This is a genomic window from Vibrio sp. 10N.261.54.A5, from assembly GCF_041471145.1.
In the GTDB taxonomy this organism is placed as follows: domain Bacteria; phylum Pseudomonadota; class Gammaproteobacteria; order Enterobacterales; family Vibrionaceae; genus Vibrio; species Vibrio crassostreae_C.
The window spans coordinates 1-19,391 of the sequence record NZ_JBFRNU010000040.1; the positions used below are offsets into that span (position 1 = coordinate 1).

Here is a 19,391-nt window from a genome sequence, read left to right on the forward strand (position 1 = left end):
AGATCAACACGCCCTAGTATTTTTATCGCACTTCACATGTTAAAAAGAGACAAGAAAACACGGTAAAGAAGAAACAAAAAAGGCAGAAGAGTTTCCTCTTCTGCCTTCATATTATTTACCACTCTACTGCGTATAAATTGCAGTAGATTTCAGCTTACAAAGCCTAGCGTTTTTCTGTACGCATACCCATTAGCAAGCTCACACACATCAGTAATAGAATGATGGTGAATGGCAATGCTGTAGAGATTGCACCCGCTTGTAGAGCTTGTACTGCTTCAGTACCACCAACCCACAATAGAGCCACAGCAATCGCACCTTCTAGGAACGCCCAGAACACACGTTGAGGCACAGGCGTATCAACTTTACCACCCGCGGTGATGCTGTCGATTACTAGAGAGCCTGAGTCAGACGATGTAATGAAGAATACTAGAACCAATACAACCGCAATGATTGAAAGCAGAGTCCCGAACGGCAGTGCATCAAACATTTGGAACATTGCTAGTGATACATCTGTTAGGCCGTCTTGACCAAGAATACCAACGTTATTCACGATTTGGTCAATCGCCATGCCACCGAATACTGACATCCAAATGATAGTCACTGTAGTCGGTACAATCAGTACTGCTGTGATGAACTCACGAACCGTACGACCTTTAGAAACACGTGCGATAAACATACCTACGAATGGAGACCATGAGATCCACCAAGCCCAGTAGAATACAGTCCAACCGTGCATCCACGTTTCATCTTCACGACCGTGAGGGTTACTCAACGGAATGATGTTTTCAATGTATGCCATCAATGTCGTTGGGATAGAACCTAAAGTCACCGCGTAGCCGATTAGAGCCACTAAGATAAGCAGTAGGAAAGCCACCAACATGTTGATGTTACTGATAACTTTAACGCCACCATCAATACCACGAAGTACTGATACTACCGCCAATAAAGTCACCGCTGTAATCACAATAACTTGCAGACCTAGGCCCGCTTCAATGCCGAATACATGCTGAATACCACTTGCCGCTTGTTGTGCACCAAGACCTAACGATGTCGCCAGACCAAATAGCGTTGCAAGTACAGCAAGAATATCAACAATGTGACCTGCCCAGCCCCAAGCTCTATCACCTAAAATTGGGTAAAAGATAGAACGGATAGAAAGAGGCAATCCCTTGTTGTAAGAGAAAAACGCAAGTGACAGTGCTACTACGCCATAAATCGCCCAAGGGTGTAGACCCCAGTGATACATGGTTGCGCCCAATGCCAGTTTTGCAGCTTCTGGTGTGTTTGGTTCAACACCTAACGGAGTTTCAAACCAACCCGTGAAGTAAGCCGCTGGCTCTGCCACACTCCAGAACATCAAGCCGATACCCATACCTGCGGCAAACAGCATCGATAGCCAAGAGAAGAATGAGTAATCTGCCGTCGCATCAACACCACCAAGGCGGATTTTGCCGTACGGAGAAACAATCAAACCTAAGCAGAAAATTACGAAAATATTACCCGACCAGATGAAAAGCCAATCAAACGAATTGATAATCTGGCCTTTAACGCCATCTAGCGCAGCCTTTGCTGAAGCGGTATCTGTAATAAGAACACCGATCAGGAACAAAGCGATAAGTCCCGCACTAATACCAAATACTGGGTTATGAACATCAAAACCCCATTTTTGGACGTTATCTTGACCGACAGTGTAATCCGTACTGTCGATACTGTATTTATCTATACCTTTAGTCATTATCCCTCTCTACGGAATTCTATTAGGGTCTATTGACCTCGTATTCCTTACTTACCTGCGACTTAATTACAAACTCGAACCTACGATCCAAGTAGTACAAGCTGTTGTCACAATAATTCAAATACTTGGATGTCTGAAGTTTAGCAGGTTAACTTGTTGTTTTCAGTAAACTAGAATCGGCTCGATGGAATTTCAAACAATATTCACGTAATTACTCAAGTTTATGACGAAAAAAAGGTCGACCCTGTCGACCTTTTTTTCAAAAATACTTTTAACTCAAAGCATTTTGGTGCTTAACCAATTGATTTTCAGTTCGTAAACCTAGCAATAAGCTTAGGCACATAAGCAATAATATGAAGGCAAATGGTAGCGCCATCGATACCGTTCCAGCTTGCAGTGCTTGAATAGATTCCGTACCACCAACCCATAGTAGAACCGCTGCAATCGCGCCGCCCATCAACGCCCAAAATACACGTTGTGGAACCGGTGCATCCACTTTACCGCCAGAGGTAATGCTATCGATAACCAATGAGCCTGAATCAGAAGAGGTGATAAAGAACACCATAATCAAACCAATCGATACCACTGAAAGCACAGAGCTCATTGGCAGAGCATCGTAAGTATGGAAAAGAGAAAGTGTAATATCTTGCAGACCATTCACACCAATCTCGCCCACCTTGTTCGCCACTTGATCAATCGCGATGCCACCGAAAATAGCCATCCAGATGATGATTACTGTCGTTGGGATGAACAATACAGCAACGATGAATTCACGAATCGTTCGACCTTTAGAGATACGAGCGATGAACATGCCTACGAATGGTGACCAAGACATCCACCATGCCCAGTAGAATACCGTCCAACCTTGCATCCACGTTTCGTCATCACGACCGTGAGGATTGCTTAAGGGAATGAAGTTTTCAATGTAGCCCATTAGCGCGGTTGGGATTGCTTTAATACCCGCCATGCCACCAGCGATGGTAACGAAGATAAGTAAGCCCAAAGCAACCAGCATGTTCACATTACTCAGAAGCTTTACACCACCGTTGATGCCACGAACCACGGACATTGTCGCTAAGAAAGTAACCACAGCGATAACAATCAGCTGCATGCCAATACCGCCATCGGTACCAAATACATGGTTAATACCACTTGTTGCTTGTTGAGCACCTAAGCCCAATGAAGTTGCAAGGCCAAATAGCGTTGCAAGCACAGCGACGATATCAACAATATGACCAAACCAACCCCAAGTTCTATCACCCAAGATAGGGTAGAAAATAGAGCGGATTGATAGAGGTAAACCTTTATTGAAGGTGAAGAAGGCAAGCGCTAGAGCAACAACCGCGTAAATCGCCCAACCGTGCAGACCCCAGTTGTAGATGGTTGCACCAAGAGCCAACTTCGCCGCTTCAGGAGAGTAAGCTTCAACACCTAGTGGTGTTTCATACCAGCCAGTGAAATAAGCTACTGGCTCAGCAACACCCCAGAACATTAAGCCAATACCCATTCCTGCGGCGAATAACATCGACATCCAAGATAGGTTTGAGTGCTCTGCTTTGGCATCATTGCCACCAATACGTATCTTGCCATACGGGGAGACAATGAGGGCAAAACAGAAAATTACGAAGATGTTTGCTGCCCACATGAAGAAACCATCGAAGTTACCAATGACTTTCCATTTGATTCCATCAAGCGCCACTTTTGCGGTTTCAGGGTCTGCGACTAGAAGTGCCAACAGGAAGATAATGATCGCCCCTGCACTGATTCCAAATACTGGGTTATGAACATCAAAACCCCATTTCTGAACGTTATCTTGTCCTACTGTATAATCGGTATTTTCAATACTATACCTATCTTTTACAGGCTCCATGCTTCCTCTCTAATTTGCAGCGCACAGTTTGCAACATTGCATTCGGCGCTTAAATTTCGAAAAGAAGAATATCAACCTGTCGCAAAAATACTAAAAAAACCTCCATAAAGGAGGCGTAAATTACACATTTAGTAATTAAATTACACATTTAACGTTATTTAGCGTAAGATCAGTCCACAAGCCCGGAGCTGACCGCATATTTAGCAAGCTCTGCCGTAGAGTGAATATCGAGCTTATGCTTAATATTTTGCCTATGGGTTTCTACCGTTCGATAGCTGATATTCAGCGCCTTTGCGACCTCTTTACTGCTCTCCCCTTTTGCGACTAATTTCAGCACAGCCTCTTCACGTCTGCTCAATGGATTCTTGACAGATGGCGTGGGAGTAATCGGCTGAGTAAACAAATTCTGCGTGACTTTTTCACAGAAATAGGTCGATCCTTGATTGACCGTTTTGATTGCCTGTACCATTTTTTCAGCCGAAATCTCTTTCAACATGTAACCGACAGCACCCGACTGCATCACCTTCATGATGTATTCACGGTTGTTATGCATGGTCAGCATCAGGACCTTGGCTTCTGGGTCTTCTTCTTTAATCAGATGGGTGGCATCAATGCCATTCATGATAGGCATGCTGATATCCATCAACACCACATCAGGGCGCAGAGACTTAACGACCTCTACCGCTTCTAGTCCATTGCTGGCCGTACCTATCACGCTAATATCTGGCTCGAGTTCCAATCTCGCCATAAAGCCATCCAGTACCACTTGGTGATCATCAGCAATCACAACTCGAATAACTTCACTCATTCATTAATCCCTCTAGTGTCAGTAACACTGTAATTTCCGTTCCGAGGCCAATCTCACTCATCAATTCAAAGTCACCACCGATGAACTCCACTCGCTCTCTCATGTTACGCAGCCCGATCCCTCGTTTTTCCATCGCTTTATAGGTGTTGAAACCGACACCGTTATCTTGAATCAGTAGTTGCAACACATTACCAATTTGCTGAGCGATAACCGTTACTTTGGTCGCTTGTGCATGTTTTTCTATATTATTCAGCGACTCTTGCACGACTCGATATAGGGTCGTCGCCGCCTCTGATTTTAACTTACCAGGTTGAGTAGCAAACATGGTCTCGACTTCTATGCCCGAGTGCGCCTGAAAATCTAACAGTAATGAAGACAATGCCGCTTCTAAGCCTATGTCATCCAATGAACTTGGACGAAGTTGATGCGAGATGTGCCTCACTTCTTCGATCGCTCGCATCAGTGAATGCTGCGACTTATTCAAATGTGCTTTAAGGTCTTCATTTTGTAGCTTATTACCGAGCAGTTCCAAATGGCAACGACTCGACACTAATAATTGGTTAATACCATCATGCAACTCACGCGCTAGATGCTTCTTCTCGTCTTCTTGGAACATCACCGTCTTATGCGCCAGCTCCTTTAAGTTGTTATCAGCAATCCGATGTTCATGCATGTTAATAGCCAAGGTCAGCACGATGATGACCGCGACCGTTACGCTCAAAATCACCACAATCGAAAAGAACGTGGTTTCAATATTCTTATTTATCGCAGCCTGCATCGAAGCCACTTCTTGGTGTACGTCTTCAATATACAAGCCGGTGCCAATCATCCAGTCCCAACGCTCTAACCAAGCGGCGTAGCTCAGCTTAGACACCACCTCACCCGTCGAAGGCTTTTGCCACAAATACTGGTGAAACCCGCCTCCGGTTTGCGCTTCTCTTAACAGAGCCTCTATCAGAAAATCGCCATCTTCATCTTGCAGTTGGAGTAGGTTTTGGCCTATCAATTCTGGCTGAATTGGATGAACCAAGTTGGTCCCGTGGCGATCGTATGCGAAGAAGTACCCATCAGAGCCATATCTAAGTTTAGACAATATGGTTCGAACTTTTTTTTTGGCTTGGGCTTCTTGGATATTTGGATCGTTATAGACGTGTTCTATGGCGTCGAACGCGAGATCAACCGTGTCTTTGAGGGCGTTTTCACGCGACTTGATTAGGCTGTCTCTAAAGATCTCGACTTCTTTAGCGCCTAACGTCTTAGTCTGGTGCAGCGAGATCCAACTAATACTCGCCGTTACCAGCAGCAACGGGAGCAACGTCAGCAAAATCAGCTTGGCTTTTAGAGGCATTCCTTTCCCTCACAAAAAACGGCTTACTGAACATCAATAAGCCGTTTTACTTTAGCAATTTATAGATAGCCGTCGAAACATATCATTCACATTCTTGGCTTCACTCACATTCCATAGAAAGATGGGAAAGCGAGAAGTGATCCAAGTACGAGGATTTGAATCAGAATGAACGGCATCACACCTCGGTAGATGTCCTTAGTCGTCACGCCTTTCGGTGCTACGCCTTTTAAATAGAACAAACTAAAACCAAATGGCGGCGTTAAGAAGGAAGTTTGTAGGTTCATCGCAATAAGGATAGCGAACCATGTCATGTTGATGCCCATCAGTTCAGCAACTGGCGCAATGATCGGCACGATGATGAAACAGATCTCTACGAAGTCGATGAAGAAACCCAGAATCAGAATCACCAGCATGGTAATGATCAGGAAGCCCCATTTTTCACCTGGCAGTTGTAGCATCCACTCTTCAACCAGATAGTCGCCACCAGTGTAGGTAAACGCCATTGAGAATGCCGTTGCACCCAACAAGATAGCAAATACCATCGCCGTTACTTTCACCGTCTCTTTCGACGCCTCGTACACCATCGACCAACTAAATTGACCGTAAAGCAGTGCAAGTATCATCGCACCCGCGCCACCTAATGCGGCTGACTCTGTTGGCGTAGCAACACCTGCGAAGATAGAGCCCAGTACAACAATGATTAACGCTAGAGGCGGAAGAATCGCTTTCAGTGCATTAAACACTTCCTGCTTACGGCTGATGGAGTCATCACGTTCAATAGGTTGAGCCGCTTCAGGGTGTAGCTTTGCGTATATCAAGATATAAACGATGTACGCGCCGACCAGCATCACGCCCGGCCAAATCGCCGCTTGGAACAAGTCGCCTACAGGAACACCTAGAACATCACCCAATAGAATCAATACGATGGAGGGTGGAATGATCTGCCCTAGCGTACCAGACGCACAAATAGTGCCGCAGGCTAAGCCTTTGTCGTAATTGTACTTGAGCATTACAGGTAGGGAGATAAGTCCCATAGCAACAACAGAAGCACCAACCACGCCAGTAGAAGCCGCAAGTAGTGAACCTACTAATACGGTTGAAATCGCGATACCACCACGAACGCCGCCAAACAGTCGCCCCATAGACTCAAGCAACTGCTCAGCAAGCTTGGTCTTTTGTAGAACGAGCCCCATAAAAACAAACAATGGAACGGCCATCAGAACCGTGTTTTCCATAATGGATTGAATTCGATATGGCATGAAGGCAAACATTTCAATGCCCTCAGCCCAAACACCAAAGATTAACGCGATACCACCAAAGGTAAACGCCACTGGGAAGCCAAGTAAAAGCGCAAACAAGGCGACAAAAAACATTACTATTCCAATCATGTTCAGCCTCTACTTGTTTTTTGTATGAATATTGTTTGCATGGATAAGATGCGGATTAAAAATCTTATTCAGTGAATGCAGGATCAAACCTACGCCACTGAGTGCCATCAAAAAGAATGACAGCGGGATCATAGCTTTGATGATCCAGCGATACGGCAGGCCACCGGGATCGCCTGAGGTTTCACCCAGTTCATAACTCTCTTTGGCAACATCGATACCAAACCAAGCCACCAGCAGGCAAAACGGAAGTAGAAAGATAAGCGTGCCAAGCAGGTCAATAATCGCTTGTGCTTTAAAGCTCAGTTGCTCATAGAACACGTCAACTCGAACATGGCCACCAGCCTTGATGGCATAAGGAACACCGAGTAGGAAAACGGCGGAGAAAAGGTGCCATTCCATCTCTTGGAAGGCGATAGAGACATCGTTGAAGGCATATCTCATGACAACGTCATACACGACGTTGGCGATAAGTAAAATAAACAACATACTGGAAAGCCATCCCAGTGCGTCACCGATACGATTAAACAGGCGTTCAATATAAATTAGACTTCGCATTCCCGACTCCATGGAATTTGAAAAGACATCGCGCAGCTGAGGTAACGAGCTGTAGGACGTAGAAAAGGTTCTTGAGCGTAATACAGGATTTATCCTGCTTAGTTATTATGTTTTAAATGAACCCTCGGCTTATTCACTCTTAAATACTCAATAAGAAAAGCTTCGGGTTCATTTAGATTCAGTTCAACAACTGTCGATTATTTCGCTTGGCTATTTAGGTAAGCTCTGTGGGAAATATCCGTCCATGAACGTACTTGCTCTAGGTAGCTTGCTTGTGAAGCTTGAATCTCTTTTGCTAGCTCATCTTTCTCAGCATGTGCAGCCAGTAGGCGATCGTTCGCTTCTTTCAGAGCAGACATAACCTCTGGTGGGAAATCTTTCACTTGTACATCAGGGTATTCTGTCTTCATTGAAACCCAGTTCTTACCACTTTCGTGCGTTGCTTGTGTGTACATGTCGTAAGCCGCAGTACGCATTGCAACACGTAAGATTTCTTGTAGGTCTTCAGGCAGCTTGTTCCATGTACGCTTGTTCACTAGGAATTGAAGCTCTGAACCCGGCTCGTGCCAACCTGTGTAGTAGTAAGGCGCGATTTTGTGGAAGCCCATTCGTAAATCCAGCGATGGACCTACCCACTCTAGTGCATCAATCGTGCGACGCTCTAGAGACGTGTAAAGTTCACCTGGGGCAATGTTCGTCGGTTTAGCACCTAGCTCAGCAAGAATCTCGCCTGCAAAGCCCGGGATTCGCATTTTCAGACCTTGTAGATCTTCAACGCTGTTGATCTCTTTTTGAAACCAACCCCCCATCTGGATATCCGTGTTACCACCAGGGAAAGACATCAAGTTATGTGGAGAGTAAACCTGCTCCATTAACTCCATACCACCACCGTGATAGAACCACGCGTATTGTTCTGCTGGCGTCATACCGAAAGGCATAGAAGTGAAGTAAAGAGTGTTTGGAACTTTACCTTTCCAGTAGTAAGAGCCTGAGTGACCCATGTCGTATTGACCAGACTTAACCATGTCAAAAACGCCAAGAGGTGCTTTGTGTTTGTTTGCTGAATCGATTCTGATTTGCAGTCGACCATTCGACATCTTCTCAGCCATCGCCGCCATGTTTTTGGTTGCATCACCGAAAACTGGGAAGTTTGGTCCCCAAGTTTCCGCAAGTTTTAAACGGTAAACCTTATCAGCGGCTGTAGCACCAGTAGCGACCAAAGCTAAACAAGCCGCAGCAGTTACTGCAACGTTTTTAAAAACTCGTGTGAGGGAGTTAGAAATGAGACTCATGTTCACGTCCTTTGTTGGGTTAACACTCTTTCTATGAGCATTTTTTATGATTCAACATAAGAGTGCACCGTGATGAGGCAACAAGATATCAGGGAGAGCACGCACGCATGGCGTTAACAAAGTTACGTATTAGACCAAAGGATTAAGTAGAACTACGTAGGAGATGATTGAATAGTGTCGATTTCAAAGGAGTTTGGATATTCACCAAGACAATGCGTATTGATAAATACCTAAGTATTAATAATTAAATACTCTTAACAATTGATTGCCATTTCGTGATGAAGCTCTATTCATTGCTGTATTTTAGGGAAAAAAATCAAGGCTTTGCTCTCTTGATCTACCTAGCTAACGCCCTAATTTAGTGCTTGCTGATTCGAAGCTCTGACACGAGACAACACTAATCAGTTAAGCCGTATATCGAATTGGAATTGAGATTATAGAGCCTAGGTTTAGGCTTGGATTTGGGCTCGGACTTGGCATAATGTGCCAGATACAAAAAAGCCTCGAAAATCGAGGCTTAAAAACTTAACGAAGCGAATGTAATCCCACAGGATTAGATAGCTTTGTAGATAACCTTGTTACCTGCTAGCTGCTCTTTCGCTACTAGGTTTTCTTCAAGAAGTTTTTTCAATGCGCCTGTTGCCCATGAAGCTGCTTTCGCGTCTTCTTGACCAGCTTCTAGGCCGATACCTTTAGGGTTAATGCCTTCAGCATTGCTAACAACGATGTCTAGAACTTGTTGTTGCTTAGGAGTCAGTGCTACTGCAACTTCTTTAGTTGCTGCTACTGCTTTCTCTACCGCTGGTTTTGCTGCTACAGTTTTTTCTGCTACAACTTTCTCTGCGACAGGCTTCGCTTTTTTCGGCGTTGCCACTGCTTTAACTACAGCCGCTTTAGTGCGTTTCTGCAGTTTAGCCTGCACCTTACGCTTATGAGCAAGTCTCATTGAATATTTCTCCAGTTCACTGCTCTTTTCGCAGTGGTGAAAATTTGAAGCGCGATTTATACCAAAAAACAGGAGCTAATTGTAGAGTGAAGCGTCGAAAGTCGACGAAAAATACCGATATTGTCTACTAGCGTCTATTATTTAAACATCGACTTATCAATTCAGGGTCATATACACTGGTTATCCATCCAGACAAAAATATGAAAACTTGGTGTTACCTATGGACACTCGTCACCTTAGTAATTTCTCTTTGCCTTCATTCACTCGCTCGTACCGTATCCTCGCCATTATTTTAGGCTTCATTTGCTTGATCGTTTCGCTCTACAGTGACAATCCAAAGTTACTGATCGTGGGTGCTTTTTGCAGTATTACGCTTCTGGGAACTGGCTACTATTTGATGCTGCGCAGCCGAGTGATGTTCACACTTACCCCGACTCATTTTCAGCAGCACTTTTACAAAGGGGGTTGGGTTTTAAAATGGAGTAACATCCAAAAAATTGGTCTTTGCACTTATGAACAAGATGGTTGGCATCAACCTCTGCCCTGGGTCGGAATTAAAGTAAAAGATTACTCGCCCTACCTCGATTCGATTTGCCCTAAAATAACTTGTGAATTATTGCTCAGCCAACGAGCACTTTTGTACTTAGGAGCCAAACAAGCAGGCAAAGAGTCCAACTTTGAGGATATGGTTCTCGACTCATCGCATTACCATGCGCGTTGTACTGAAAGTGGCTGTGTCGAACTAAGCCAATACAAAGAGTCGCAGAATACCGACAACGTAAATTTCAACGATAACCAATCACAGGACAACCTTGATTCACCGAATGAGACAAACAGTCCAAACGCGGTGATTAAAAACTATTCTGGATTGCAGGCGATGCTTGCCAACAGAATGAAATATCAAAGGGGCTTCCACGGTTATGACATTTTCATATCAACCCATGATTTGAATATGAGTGGAGAAGAGTTTGTGGGGCTGGCTCGACGCTACTTGGCTGCCGCTGAACGTCTTTCTGATTAAGGTTTACCAGTAAGTCCACACACAATAAAAAAGCTTAGCTTTCAGGACAAAAGCTAAGCTTCATTTTCAATCAATCGACACAAATAATCGGTTGGAAAATCAAAGATTTAATTAGTACAGAGGCATTTCATCTGCGACGAACGGGTTTGATGCACGCTCGCGACCGAATGTCGATTCAGGACCATGGCCCGGAACGAATGTTACGTCACTGCCTAGTGGCCAAAGCTTAGTCTTGATTGAAGCGATAAGCGTATTGAAGTCACCTTGTGGGAAGTCAGTACGGCCAATTGCGCCGTTAAACAACACATCACCCACAAACGCTAAACGAGCTTGCTCACTGAACAGTACAACGTGACCTGGCGTGTGGCCCGGCGTGTGAATCACATCAATCACTTGATTACCAAAAGTGACTTTGTCGCCCTCTTCTAACCAAGTGTTTGGTTCAAAAGCTTTACACAGTGGGAAACCAAACATCTGACTTTGATTCTCTAGACCTTGTAGCCAGAAGTTGTCTGCCTTATGCGGGCCCACAATTTCAACCTTCAAGATCTCAGCAAGTGGTACCGTACCGCCAACATGATCTAAGTGACCGTGCGTCAGTACCAAGTTCACAACCTTAACACCGAGTTCTTCAATGATAGCCGCGAGTTGTTGAACATCACCGCCCGGATCGACAACGATGCCTTCCATGGTTTCATCACACCACACAATCGAGCAGTTCTGAGAAAAAGAGGTAACAGGTACAACTTGATACTTAAGAGACATATACAAACCTTAAAGAGCGAATCTGGTGAACAACTCGAATATCGCTATGTTATTGGCAACAAACCCAACAATAACAAACTAAACAGCAACAAACTGAGCAGCAATAAACCGAATTATTAGAACAAACTGAAATTTGGGCAAACTATGACATTGGATGTCTACTTTGACAAGTGCCTACCGTATCACTCAATAACTCAGCTTAGCTCTACCAGCTGCGAACTGGACCAGTATCAATGTGGATGAAGTTACTACGAGCGTAATAACCAACACCACCTGCTTGCAGACTTTTAGCTACGTCTCTCAGTTCCTTTAAATCAACACCATCGATACGAAAATCGATCGCTTTACCAAGCATGTGATAGCTCTTTTTAGCGACACCACTCGACTTAGAGCGCAACGCTTCGTTGGTTGCTGGAGAGCGGTAGCCAGAGATGATTTGAACTTCTTTTTGAATACCCAGTACATTTTGAATCTGAGTGATCTGATCAAACAGGTTCTTATCCATTGGATGAATCTCATTGCGGCGGAAGTCACGGCACAGTTTGCTAAGGCGTGCCATCTCGTCACCAACATAGTTAGTGCCATCGAAATAACAAGTCTCTAATCGTTCACCAGTGTGAAGATTGTTCATGCTAATCGTTCTTGGTTGATCCGGGTATGAAGCGAAAGCGATAGAAGGAGTAAGAGAGGCGACTACAGCAGTACCACCAGCGTAAGTCAGAAACTGACGGCGTGAAAATAAACTTTGAGACATACAGCAAAAAAACCAATTAGATCGAACGAAAAACGCACGATACATAATGGAATTTGCTGCGTCAACGTACAAAAACCGTGCAAAACGTTAGTATTTGTAACCTTTGCACGGTTAGTTATTGATACTCATTATAATTTTATCAATAGAAGCTTGGTTGTCATTTTTCAGTCAAGATCACCTTTCTTGACCATATTTCAATCAACCGCCCTCTTTATCATATTGGTAGATATCACCGCGGTATTGTATGCCTCCTTCTTCAAACAACACGGTTTGATAAATGATATGCACTGGAATTCGCTTCTTGAGACGAACCTTAGTATTGGGCGCAAGTTCATCATCCTGATTCGGCACTTTCTTTACCTTAGTCGCAAATAACAACTCCGCGAGTTCCTCGGCATGCTCAACACGAATACAACCAGAGCTATAGGCGCGGAAGTCATCGTTAAACAAGCTTTTACTTGGGGTGTCATGGAGATAGATGGCTCGCTTGTTGGGCGTATTGAACTTATACAAACCCAATGCGTTACTAGAGCCTGCTTGCTGGCGCATTCGATAAGGAAAAGAGCTAAAGTTAATCGTTTGCCAATCTATCTCGGTAGTATCGACAGTTTCCATCGAACGCCAACCATCGATCACTTGAAAATTGTGTGTTTCAAGATAACTCTCGTCGGCTTTTACTTTAGGCAAGATATCTTTAACCATGATTTTCCATGGCACGTTCCAAGTCGGATTTAAGATAACCGAATCAAGCTTTATCTCTAAGAGTGGTGTTTTTCTCGATTTTCTCCCAACCACAACTTTAGATTCAAAAACCTCTTCCCCATCTTCCCAATACTTCATATCAAAACTAGGTACATTCACCACAATCAGTGAGTCTCTATTTCTTGGCCATAAGCGGGCACGCTCGGCGTTCAATGCTAGGGAAGTAAGTCGATCATCAAAGCCCATATTGATCCATTTGATCGTGTCTGGCCCGATGATCCCATCATCCGTAAGACCGTGCATGCGTTGGAAAGATTTAATCGCCTTTTGCAGATCTCGATCGAACTTGGGAAAATCGACCGCGATCATCGAGGTATCAACACCAACCAAAGCAATGCGCTCAACAAGAACCGTCTTGTCTGAAAGCTCGTCACCCAAGCGCTTCAAACCTTTCTGTCTATATCGTTCAACATTGAGTTCAGAGGCGGTTTCTAACACCGAATAGGTTGCTTTGAATTGGTCAAAATCCCCAACAGGCGGCGCGTAAGACAACACCATCTCCAATAAGTAATCATTGGCAACGCTGCTTTTTAAGCTCATCAGAATATGCGGAGAAGGCGCAGGTAATTTGGAATGCAACTTGCCCGAGAAGTACCAATCTTTACCGGCAAGCGGCGCATTTTCAACGTAGCTCAGGTAGTAGATAAAAGTATCGGTAAGTAATATGTCCAACTCTTGCCATTGAGCATGGGATTGATAGTGACGGATTTGCTTGAGTTGTCGCTCGAAGAGTGGTGCCATTTGCGCTTGTTCAAGAAGCGACAATTGGAACTCAAACGCTTTAACCAGCTCAGGAGAATCCCAAAGGATAGGCAGAGAAGTGTCTTGATAGATACTCTGTGTGAGCTCTGGATATATAAGCATGAAAGAGAGTTCTGATTCCGCCGGAATGAAACGGCTCTCGTCAGAACTCGCATAGCTCCATGCATGCACGGAAACTAACACCAATAATCCACAGAAGTATTTTGCTAACATGCTTAACTCCGTCACCAACAATTCCATAAGTATGGCAAAGAAACGGGAGTAAGCATGTTATTTTTTAAGGGATTTATGAATCAAATTGCACTCCAGTGATTATCCCACTGGACCGATGATTGCTGAGTTGATTTCTCATAAGGCTTGCGCTGGCTAACCACACTGCCCGCCCCAGAGCTTAATCGAAACTCACCATCAAACAGCACAGCACCAGAAGCGTCAGATAATGCAGACAGTTCTACTAATTCTTTGGTCTCTTTCGACCAAATACCGTAGCAATTGCCTCTTGGCGAAGTCGCAATAATCCAATCGTCTGACGCCGCAATACTGGCGATATAGTGATTGAACCTTGCCCATTGCTCAGGCTCTGCGTTCAGTGATTCAAACTGGCCGCCTTTAGTATGCATCGCCAATAGCGAAGGATACTCATCTGGTTCACCACGATATTGCTGGCCACAAAGTACCGTTTCAGCACCATCATGGGCTAAATGTCGAATGCTCAGCTTCTTATCCAACAATTCAACCTGATCAAGTAACACACCTTCAAGAGAAACATAACTCAAGCTCGGCAGCATCGAATCGAGGTTTTTCGGTGTTCTACCATCAGTATGAACGCCACCAACGCCGATCGCGAGATTACCATCCGGCATGATGATCACTTCATGTGGGCCGATACCGAAACCAGTGAACTCTTCGACCTTACGATAGCCTTGCGCGACATCGTAAACGCCAATCACGCCTTGGCTGGTGTCCGTTTTCCCTTCGGTGGCATACAGTAACTTGCCATCTAATGAGTAAACCCCATGACCATAGAAGTGGCGGTTGTTACCTTTGACGACCATTTTGATCTGCTGACCGTTTTTATAGTCAAACACCATAAAATAGTCACCAGGACGACGAGCAAAAACCACCGCATGCGATGAGGTTGGGCAAATCGCGACGCCATGGCCACGATTGGGGATGGGAAGTTGGCTCAGTGGCATGCCAAATTCGTCAGCCACAACTGCAGAATATTGACCACGACCATTAAGCGCACAGCCAATCAGTTGGGGATCGTTCGACGCACTCACCCCATCCTTTCGAGTCGCACACCCAAACGGAAGCAATGGAACAGCTGCACAACCCAGTGCAGCCTTGAGTAACGATCTTCGCGTATTATCAGTCACCATCGGTAGCATTAAATCCTATTACCACGCCAAGCTCTATCGCTACTTCTTCATGAATCAGGTACTTCAAACGTTCTAGTTTGTTGTATTGAGTCAGCACCTCTCGGTAGCCCTCTTTGCTCTGTAATAGAGTAAACAAGCTAGAGTCTGTAGGCCAAGTATCTAAGGTTAGCGTGAACTGGGCAGCTACACGATCGGCAAGGTCATTTAAGCCCTTTTCTCTCAATAAACCATCAAGACCATTACCATCTGCTAAGTACAATTTCTCTAGCGCCGCTACGTTCGATTTCAGCTGAGTCATTGAGGTTTGAGCGCGCCATGATTCCGAGAAGTAAGGGCGTGGATGACCAATTTTAGCCATCGGACGACTCAGTTTTTTCATGCTGTAATCAAGTTGATTCGTCAACAAAGCGATGTACTCCGATTCCCAACGCATCTCGTCCAGCGCTAGCCAAGGGTTAACCTGCCATGCCTGTGCAATCGAAGATGACTTAATCGCTAAGTTTTCAGTAATCGCTTGTGATGATTGGCAACCTAGCGCTTTATCTTGAAGCAGTGGCGATTGCTCGTCATAAAGCGACCATTCCAACGCACCTAGCCCTTGAACGGTCACACTCTGCTGCGCGATTTCGTCTTGAGTCCAAGCTTTGTTCTGCTGAGTTAGCTGACGCATCTTAAGACCCGTCGTGTTCTTTTTGTCTGGCCAGAATTGAACATTCCAGCTCTCTTCAAGCGCTGCTGTTGGGCCTCTTTCTTGGCCTTGTAGTGCCATCCAGCTGTTCATGGTGAGCTGCCACTGATTTTCCAACGCATCCAGCTCAATATTGTTGGTTTCACAGTAACCCTGCATCAAGACTTCCAGCTCACCGGCTTGCTTAGCGAATAGCACGGCTGAATCAAACTCTTGTTGATACACGCTACGGCTGATATGAGCAGTCGTGTCTGCTTGATAAGAGACACCGTTAACCTCAGATGAAGCCGTTTGCTCACCCGATGACTGGCAGCCTGCCATGATTAATACCGACAAGGGCATTAACAAAAATTTATGTGCCATGCTGTTACCTTACTTCCTAGTTTTTCTTTTAATTATATGAGTTCAATAAATATGAAACGACCGCTGGCCTCGTATCCCTACAAGTTCAGCGGTAGTCAGTCTTTTGTTAGCGGTTTTCTTAAGTAACTAAGCCGTTGGCTTAACTGAATTCAAGACAGCCTATAATGAGTCCAAAAACGCTAGTAGTGCTTCGCGTTCACTGCTACTCAAAGCTAATACTTTTTGTTTTGCCATTTCTGCTTCACCACCATGCCAAAGTACCGCTTCCATAACGTTTCTTGCGCGACCGTCATGAAGTAAGAAGGTGTGACCATTCACTTCTTTGGTATAGCCTAATCCCCATAAAGGTGTTGTACGCCATTCTTGGCCATTCGCAAGATACTCAGGACGGTGATCTGCTAAACCTTCACCCATGTCGTGTAGCAACATGTCGGTATATGGACTAATTAACTGATTAGACAATGCAGGCAAGCCTTCACGCTCAGCCGTGCGGAATTCAGCTTGGTGACAACTTTGACAACCAGCGTCTTTAAATAGCTTTTTACCTTGTACGACAGCTGGGCTATCGACATTACGACGAATAGGTACTGCGAGATGCTGCGAATAGAACTCAACAAAATCTAAGATATTGTCACTGACTTCTGGCTCGCCACCATTTGGAAAATCATCACAGGTTGATTGCGCTGATGTGCAGTTTTCATTCGGAAATAAGCGGCTTGTCAGGCCTAAGTCACCGTTAAATGCCGCCGCGTTTTGCTGCATTAAGTTTGGCTGCCCGGCTTTCCAACCAAAACGACCTAGCGCCATTTCATTGGTTTGAACATCAAGAACATAGTTAGCTTTACCCGACACACCTTGCTTGTCAGCAAATTGCTGCTCTGCAAATCCTAGAATCGTTTCTTGTGGGATACTTTCAAGCAGACCAAGACCAATCATTGGCGGCGCCACTCGAGCTGAAAACTCGGTCTTAGGATGCATCTCGCCGAAAGCAAGTTCAGTAATATTTAAAGTGGGTTTACGCAGAGTAACGACGGTGCCGTCTTTGAATTCAACAGGAACATCCGTGTAGCTAATGTTCACTTTGCCCTCTGGTTTTACACCTTGAAGCGCAAAATCTTGTAGCTGACCGCCGTACGTCGGCTCTGGAATTCCACCATCTCGAATGAAGGCTTGTCGCTGCTCAGGCGTTTCAGCCGGAATGCTTAAACGAACCAACATGGATACTGCGTTCTCATCTCCTTCTTCTGGCGCGTGACCACGACCATCTTTGATGTGGCAGTTTTGACAGCCGTTAGTATTAAATAGTGGTCCTAACCCATCACGAGCATCGGTTGATGACGGTGCAGGAACCCAAGGGTTTCTAAAGAAGCTATTACCTACGCTGAAATCCAAGCGCTTACTCATTGGTAGATTGGCTGCGGGAAGGGAAAAAGCGTTCGCTCCTTCTTTCTTCACGGTCGTTTTGCCGCCAGAGTAGGTTTCATGAGCGTGTAATGGAGATACGAAAAACAGTGCGGTTAATAGTGAGGCTGAGAGATACGACTTCATACATTGCCTTGCTGTGTTTTTGATTTTAGTTTTTATGTGGGTGTGGCTTTCTTGAGGATCAAACAATTAAGGGCTCAATCAGAGCCCTTACATTTGTGTCGGCTCGGGTTCTTAGAACTCGTGATCCGCTGTGTCTGGGTTTAGGCTATCAATGCCAATCACACCCGCAGCACGCTCAATAGCCGCTGTTTGAGACACTAGCGCAACAATTGTTTTGTTTACTAGTGCATTACCCGCAGCGTTGTCAGCAGCGATTAGCTGATCGAAGTGCTGGTTGTTTTTCTCTGCAGACGTTACTAATTCGCCTACTTGTGCACGTGCTAGGTCAAACTGCTTTTGAATCTCTTTCGCAGCTTGCTCATCTTTTTGCTCTACTAGGTCGAACAGGCTTGGGCCGGAAAGCAGAGTACCGTCTTCACGCTTGTATAGACCCGTGTAAACGTTGTAGATGCCTTGCTCGTTGTAGTAGTGAGAGTTGTGCGTGTTATCAGAGAAGCAGTCGTGCTCATCTTCAGTAGAGTTAGCTTCTAAAGCCACCTTCATACGCTCACCAGCAAGCTCACCAAGAGACAGTGAACCCATGCCGAATAACATTTTACGTAGGCCGTTTTCGCTAGATTCAGAAAGCAGTTCTTGACGGTAGTTGCCTTTCTCGCCTTCAGCCCACTGCTTTTCCATCCATTCTAGGTCTTGGATAAGTAGCTCAGCAGATGCTTTTAGGTATGCGCCACGACGGTCACAGTTGCCGTTAGTACACTCAGCGCCAACAACGAAATCAGTGTAAGCACGCTCACCTGCACCGCTGTTTGTACCGTTTAAATCTTGGCCCCAAAGTAGGAATTCAATTGCGTGGTAGCCAGACGCTACGTTCGCTTCAGAACCACCGATCTCGTTCAAGTCTGCGATTAGCTCAGGGGTGATGTTGGTTGCATCAACGGTAGTCTGACCAATTTGGAAAGTCTTGTTAGCCACGATGTTTGCGCTAGCGCCTTCGTTACCAAGTTCATATTGGTAATCAGTCGAAACATAATCAATCAGGCCTTCATCAAGTGGCCATGCGTTCAGTTGGCCTTCCCAATCATCAACAACAGCGTTGCCGAAGCGGAAAACTTCTGACTGTTGGTATGGTACGCGAGACTCAAGCCAAGCTTGTTTTACTTGTTCGAAGTTGCCAGCAGAAGGAGAAGCTAAGAAGGTATCAATAGAAGAGTTCAACGCTTTTGCTGTAATTACTGAATCTGCAAACACTGCATGCGCAATATCTGCGTAATGTTCTACAACTTGATCTTGAGTTACTGCTGCGAAAGAAGAAGCAGAGGCAAAAATGAGTGACGAAGTTACGGCTTTTGTCACTAAAGATTTAATGGTCATGAAGCATCCTTGTTGAGCTTTAAATTATTATTC

The 19,391-nt window shown here is 45.0% G+C and carries 16 protein-coding genes; 1 reads left to right on the forward strand and 15 read right to left on the reverse strand.

The features are described 5' to 3' along the window. Window positions 1-163 precede the first annotated feature (163 nt). From AB4329_RS12485 to AB4329_RS12520, 8 genes are all read right to left on the reverse strand, one after another. Complete coding sequence (locus AB4329_RS12485; protein ID WP_017060963.1) at window positions 164-1,735, reverse strand: BCCT family transporter; 1,572 nt, start codon at window positions 1,733-1,735, stop codon at window positions 164-166. 271 nt (window positions 1,736-2,006) lie between these two features. Next, a complete protein-coding gene (locus AB4329_RS12490; RefSeq protein ID WP_017060962.1) occupies window positions 2,007-3,605 on the reverse strand; it encodes a BCCT family transporter in 1,599 nt (532 codons plus the stop codon). A gap of 169 nt (window positions 3,606-3,774) precedes the next feature. Further along, entirely contained in the window at window positions 3,775-4,413 is a 639-nt protein-coding gene (locus AB4329_RS12495; protein ID WP_017060961.1) for a response regulator transcription factor, read from the reverse strand. Further along, entirely contained in the window at window positions 4,406-5,761 is a 1,356-nt protein-coding gene (locus AB4329_RS12500; RefSeq protein ID WP_372055522.1) for a cache domain-containing protein, read from the reverse strand. The genes AB4329_RS12495 and AB4329_RS12500 overlap by 8 nt, the downstream gene beginning before the upstream one ends. A gap of 104 nt (window positions 5,762-5,865) precedes the next feature. Beyond that, window positions 5,866-7,149 (reverse strand): TRAP transporter large permease subunit, encoded by a 1,284-nt coding sequence (locus tag AB4329_RS12505; RefSeq protein WP_029235146.1) that lies wholly within the window; start codon window positions 7,147-7,149, stop codon window positions 5,866-5,868. A gap of 9 nt (window positions 7,150-7,158) precedes the next feature. Beyond that, window positions 7,159-7,704, reverse strand: a complete 546-nt coding sequence (locus tag AB4329_RS12510; RefSeq protein WP_017060958.1) for a TRAP transporter small permease subunit — start codon at window positions 7,702-7,704, stop codon at window positions 7,159-7,161. A 197-nt stretch (window positions 7,705-7,901) separates the two neighbouring features. Beyond that, entirely contained in the window at window positions 7,902-8,996 is a 1,095-nt protein-coding gene (locus tag AB4329_RS12515; RefSeq protein WP_017060957.1) for a TRAP transporter substrate-binding protein, read from the reverse strand. 553 nt (window positions 8,997-9,549) lie between these two features. Continuing rightward, window positions 9,550-9,942, reverse strand: coding sequence for a hypothetical protein (locus AB4329_RS12520; RefSeq protein ID WP_017060956.1), 393 nt, complete (start codon window positions 9,940-9,942; stop codon window positions 9,550-9,552). Window positions 9,943-10,162: 220 nt separating this feature from the next. Between AB4329_RS12520 and AB4329_RS12525 the strand changes: the two genes are divergently transcribed. Next, window positions 10,163-10,963, forward strand: a complete 801-nt coding sequence (locus tag AB4329_RS12525) for a DUF2982 domain-containing protein (protein WP_102332084.1) — start codon at window positions 10,163-10,165, stop codon at window positions 10,961-10,963. A gap of 111 nt (window positions 10,964-11,074) precedes the next feature. On the opposite strand, the gene AB4329_RS12530 is transcribed toward AB4329_RS12525, so the two are convergent. From AB4329_RS12530 to AB4329_RS12560, 7 genes are all read right to left on the reverse strand, one after another. Then, entirely contained in the window at window positions 11,075-11,728 is a 654-nt protein-coding gene (locus AB4329_RS12530) for an MBL fold metallo-hydrolase (RefSeq protein ID WP_017060954.1), read from the reverse strand. 205 nt (window positions 11,729-11,933) lie between these two features. Beyond that, a complete protein-coding gene (locus AB4329_RS12535; protein ID WP_017060953.1) occupies window positions 11,934-12,482 on the reverse strand; it encodes a YcbK family protein in 549 nt (182 codons plus the stop codon). 198 nt (window positions 12,483-12,680) lie between these two features. Next, on the reverse strand, window positions 12,681-14,219 hold the full coding sequence (locus tag AB4329_RS12540; RefSeq protein WP_137001103.1) for a murein L,D-transpeptidase: 1,539 nt from the start codon (window positions 14,217-14,219) through the stop codon (window positions 12,681-12,683). 80 nt (window positions 14,220-14,299) lie between these two features. Next, window positions 14,300-15,388: a DUF1513 domain-containing protein gene (locus AB4329_RS12545; RefSeq protein ID WP_372138458.1), complete on the reverse strand. Its 1,089-nt coding sequence runs from the start codon at window positions 15,386-15,388 to the stop codon at window positions 14,300-14,302. Further along, window positions 15,378-16,439 carry an imelysin family protein gene (locus AB4329_RS12550; protein WP_372138459.1) on the reverse strand — a complete coding sequence of 354 codons (1,062 nt, stop codon included), beginning with the start codon at window positions 16,437-16,439 and terminating at the stop codon, window positions 15,378-15,380. The genes AB4329_RS12545 and AB4329_RS12550 overlap by 11 nt, the downstream gene beginning before the upstream one ends. A 159-nt stretch (window positions 16,440-16,598) precedes the next feature. After that, complete coding sequence (locus AB4329_RS12555; protein WP_137001105.1) at window positions 16,599-17,987, reverse strand: di-heme oxidoredictase family protein; 1,389 nt, start codon at window positions 17,985-17,987, stop codon at window positions 16,599-16,601. 111 nt (window positions 17,988-18,098) lie between these two features. Beyond that, complete coding sequence (locus AB4329_RS12560; RefSeq protein ID WP_017063566.1) at window positions 18,099-19,358, reverse strand: imelysin family protein; 1,260 nt, start codon at window positions 19,356-19,358, stop codon at window positions 18,099-18,101. Between the last annotated feature and the right edge of the window lie 33 nt (window positions 19,359-19,391).

What these genes read in the sequence shown, in the direction of transcription:
- AB4329_RS12485 (WP_017060963.1), bottom strand. Translation starts at nt 1,735, where the DNA reads ATGACTAAAGGTATAGATAAATACAGTATCGACAGTACGGATTACACT.
- AB4329_RS12490 (WP_017060962.1), bottom strand. Translation starts at nt 3,605, where the DNA reads ATGGAGCCTGTAAAAGATAGGTATAGTATTGAAAATACCGATTATACA.
- AB4329_RS12495 (WP_017060961.1), bottom strand. Translation starts at nt 4,413, where the DNA reads ATGAGTGAAGTTATTCGAGTTGTGATTGCTGATGATCACCAAGTGGTA.
- AB4329_RS12500 (WP_372055522.1), bottom strand. Translation starts at nt 5,761, where the DNA reads ATGCCTCTAAAAGCCAAGCTGATTTTGCTGACGTTGCTCCCGTTGCTG.
- AB4329_RS12505 (WP_029235146.1), bottom strand. Translation starts at nt 7,149, where the DNA reads ATGATTGGAATAGTAATGTTTTTTGTCGCCTTGTTTGCGCTTTTACTT.
- AB4329_RS12510 (WP_017060958.1), bottom strand. Translation starts at nt 7,704, where the DNA reads ATGCGAAGTCTAATTTATATTGAACGCCTGTTTAATCGTATCGGTGAC.
- AB4329_RS12515 (WP_017060957.1), bottom strand. Translation starts at nt 8,996, where the DNA reads ATGAGTCTCATTTCTAACTCCCTCACACGAGTTTTTAAAAACGTTGCA.
- AB4329_RS12520 (WP_017060956.1), bottom strand. Translation starts at nt 9,942, where the DNA reads ATGAGACTTGCTCATAAGCGTAAGGTGCAGGCTAAACTGCAGAAACGC.
- AB4329_RS12525 (WP_102332084.1), top strand. Translation starts at nt 10,163, where the DNA reads ATGGACACTCGTCACCTTAGTAATTTCTCTTTGCCTTCATTCACTCGC.
- AB4329_RS12530 (WP_017060954.1), bottom strand. Translation starts at nt 11,728, where the DNA reads ATGTCTCTTAAGTATCAAGTTGTACCTGTTACCTCTTTTTCTCAGAAC.
- AB4329_RS12535 (WP_017060953.1), bottom strand. Translation starts at nt 12,482, where the DNA reads ATGTCTCAAAGTTTATTTTCACGCCGTCAGTTTCTGACTTACGCTGGT.
- AB4329_RS12540 (WP_137001103.1), bottom strand. Translation starts at nt 14,219, where the DNA reads ATGTTAGCAAAATACTTCTGTGGATTATTGGTGTTAGTTTCCGTGCAT.
- AB4329_RS12545 (WP_372138458.1), bottom strand. Translation starts at nt 15,388, where the DNA reads ATGGTGACTGATAATACGCGAAGATCGTTACTCAAGGCTGCACTGGGT.
- AB4329_RS12550 (WP_372138459.1), bottom strand. Translation starts at nt 16,439, where the DNA reads ATGGCACATAAATTTTTGTTAATGCCCTTGTCGGTATTAATCATGGCA.
- AB4329_RS12555 (WP_137001105.1), bottom strand. Translation starts at nt 17,987, where the DNA reads ATGAAGTCGTATCTCTCAGCCTCACTATTAACCGCACTGTTTTTCGTA.
- AB4329_RS12560 (WP_017063566.1), bottom strand. Translation starts at nt 19,358, where the DNA reads ATGACCATTAAATCTTTAGTGACAAAAGCCGTAACTTCGTCACTCATT.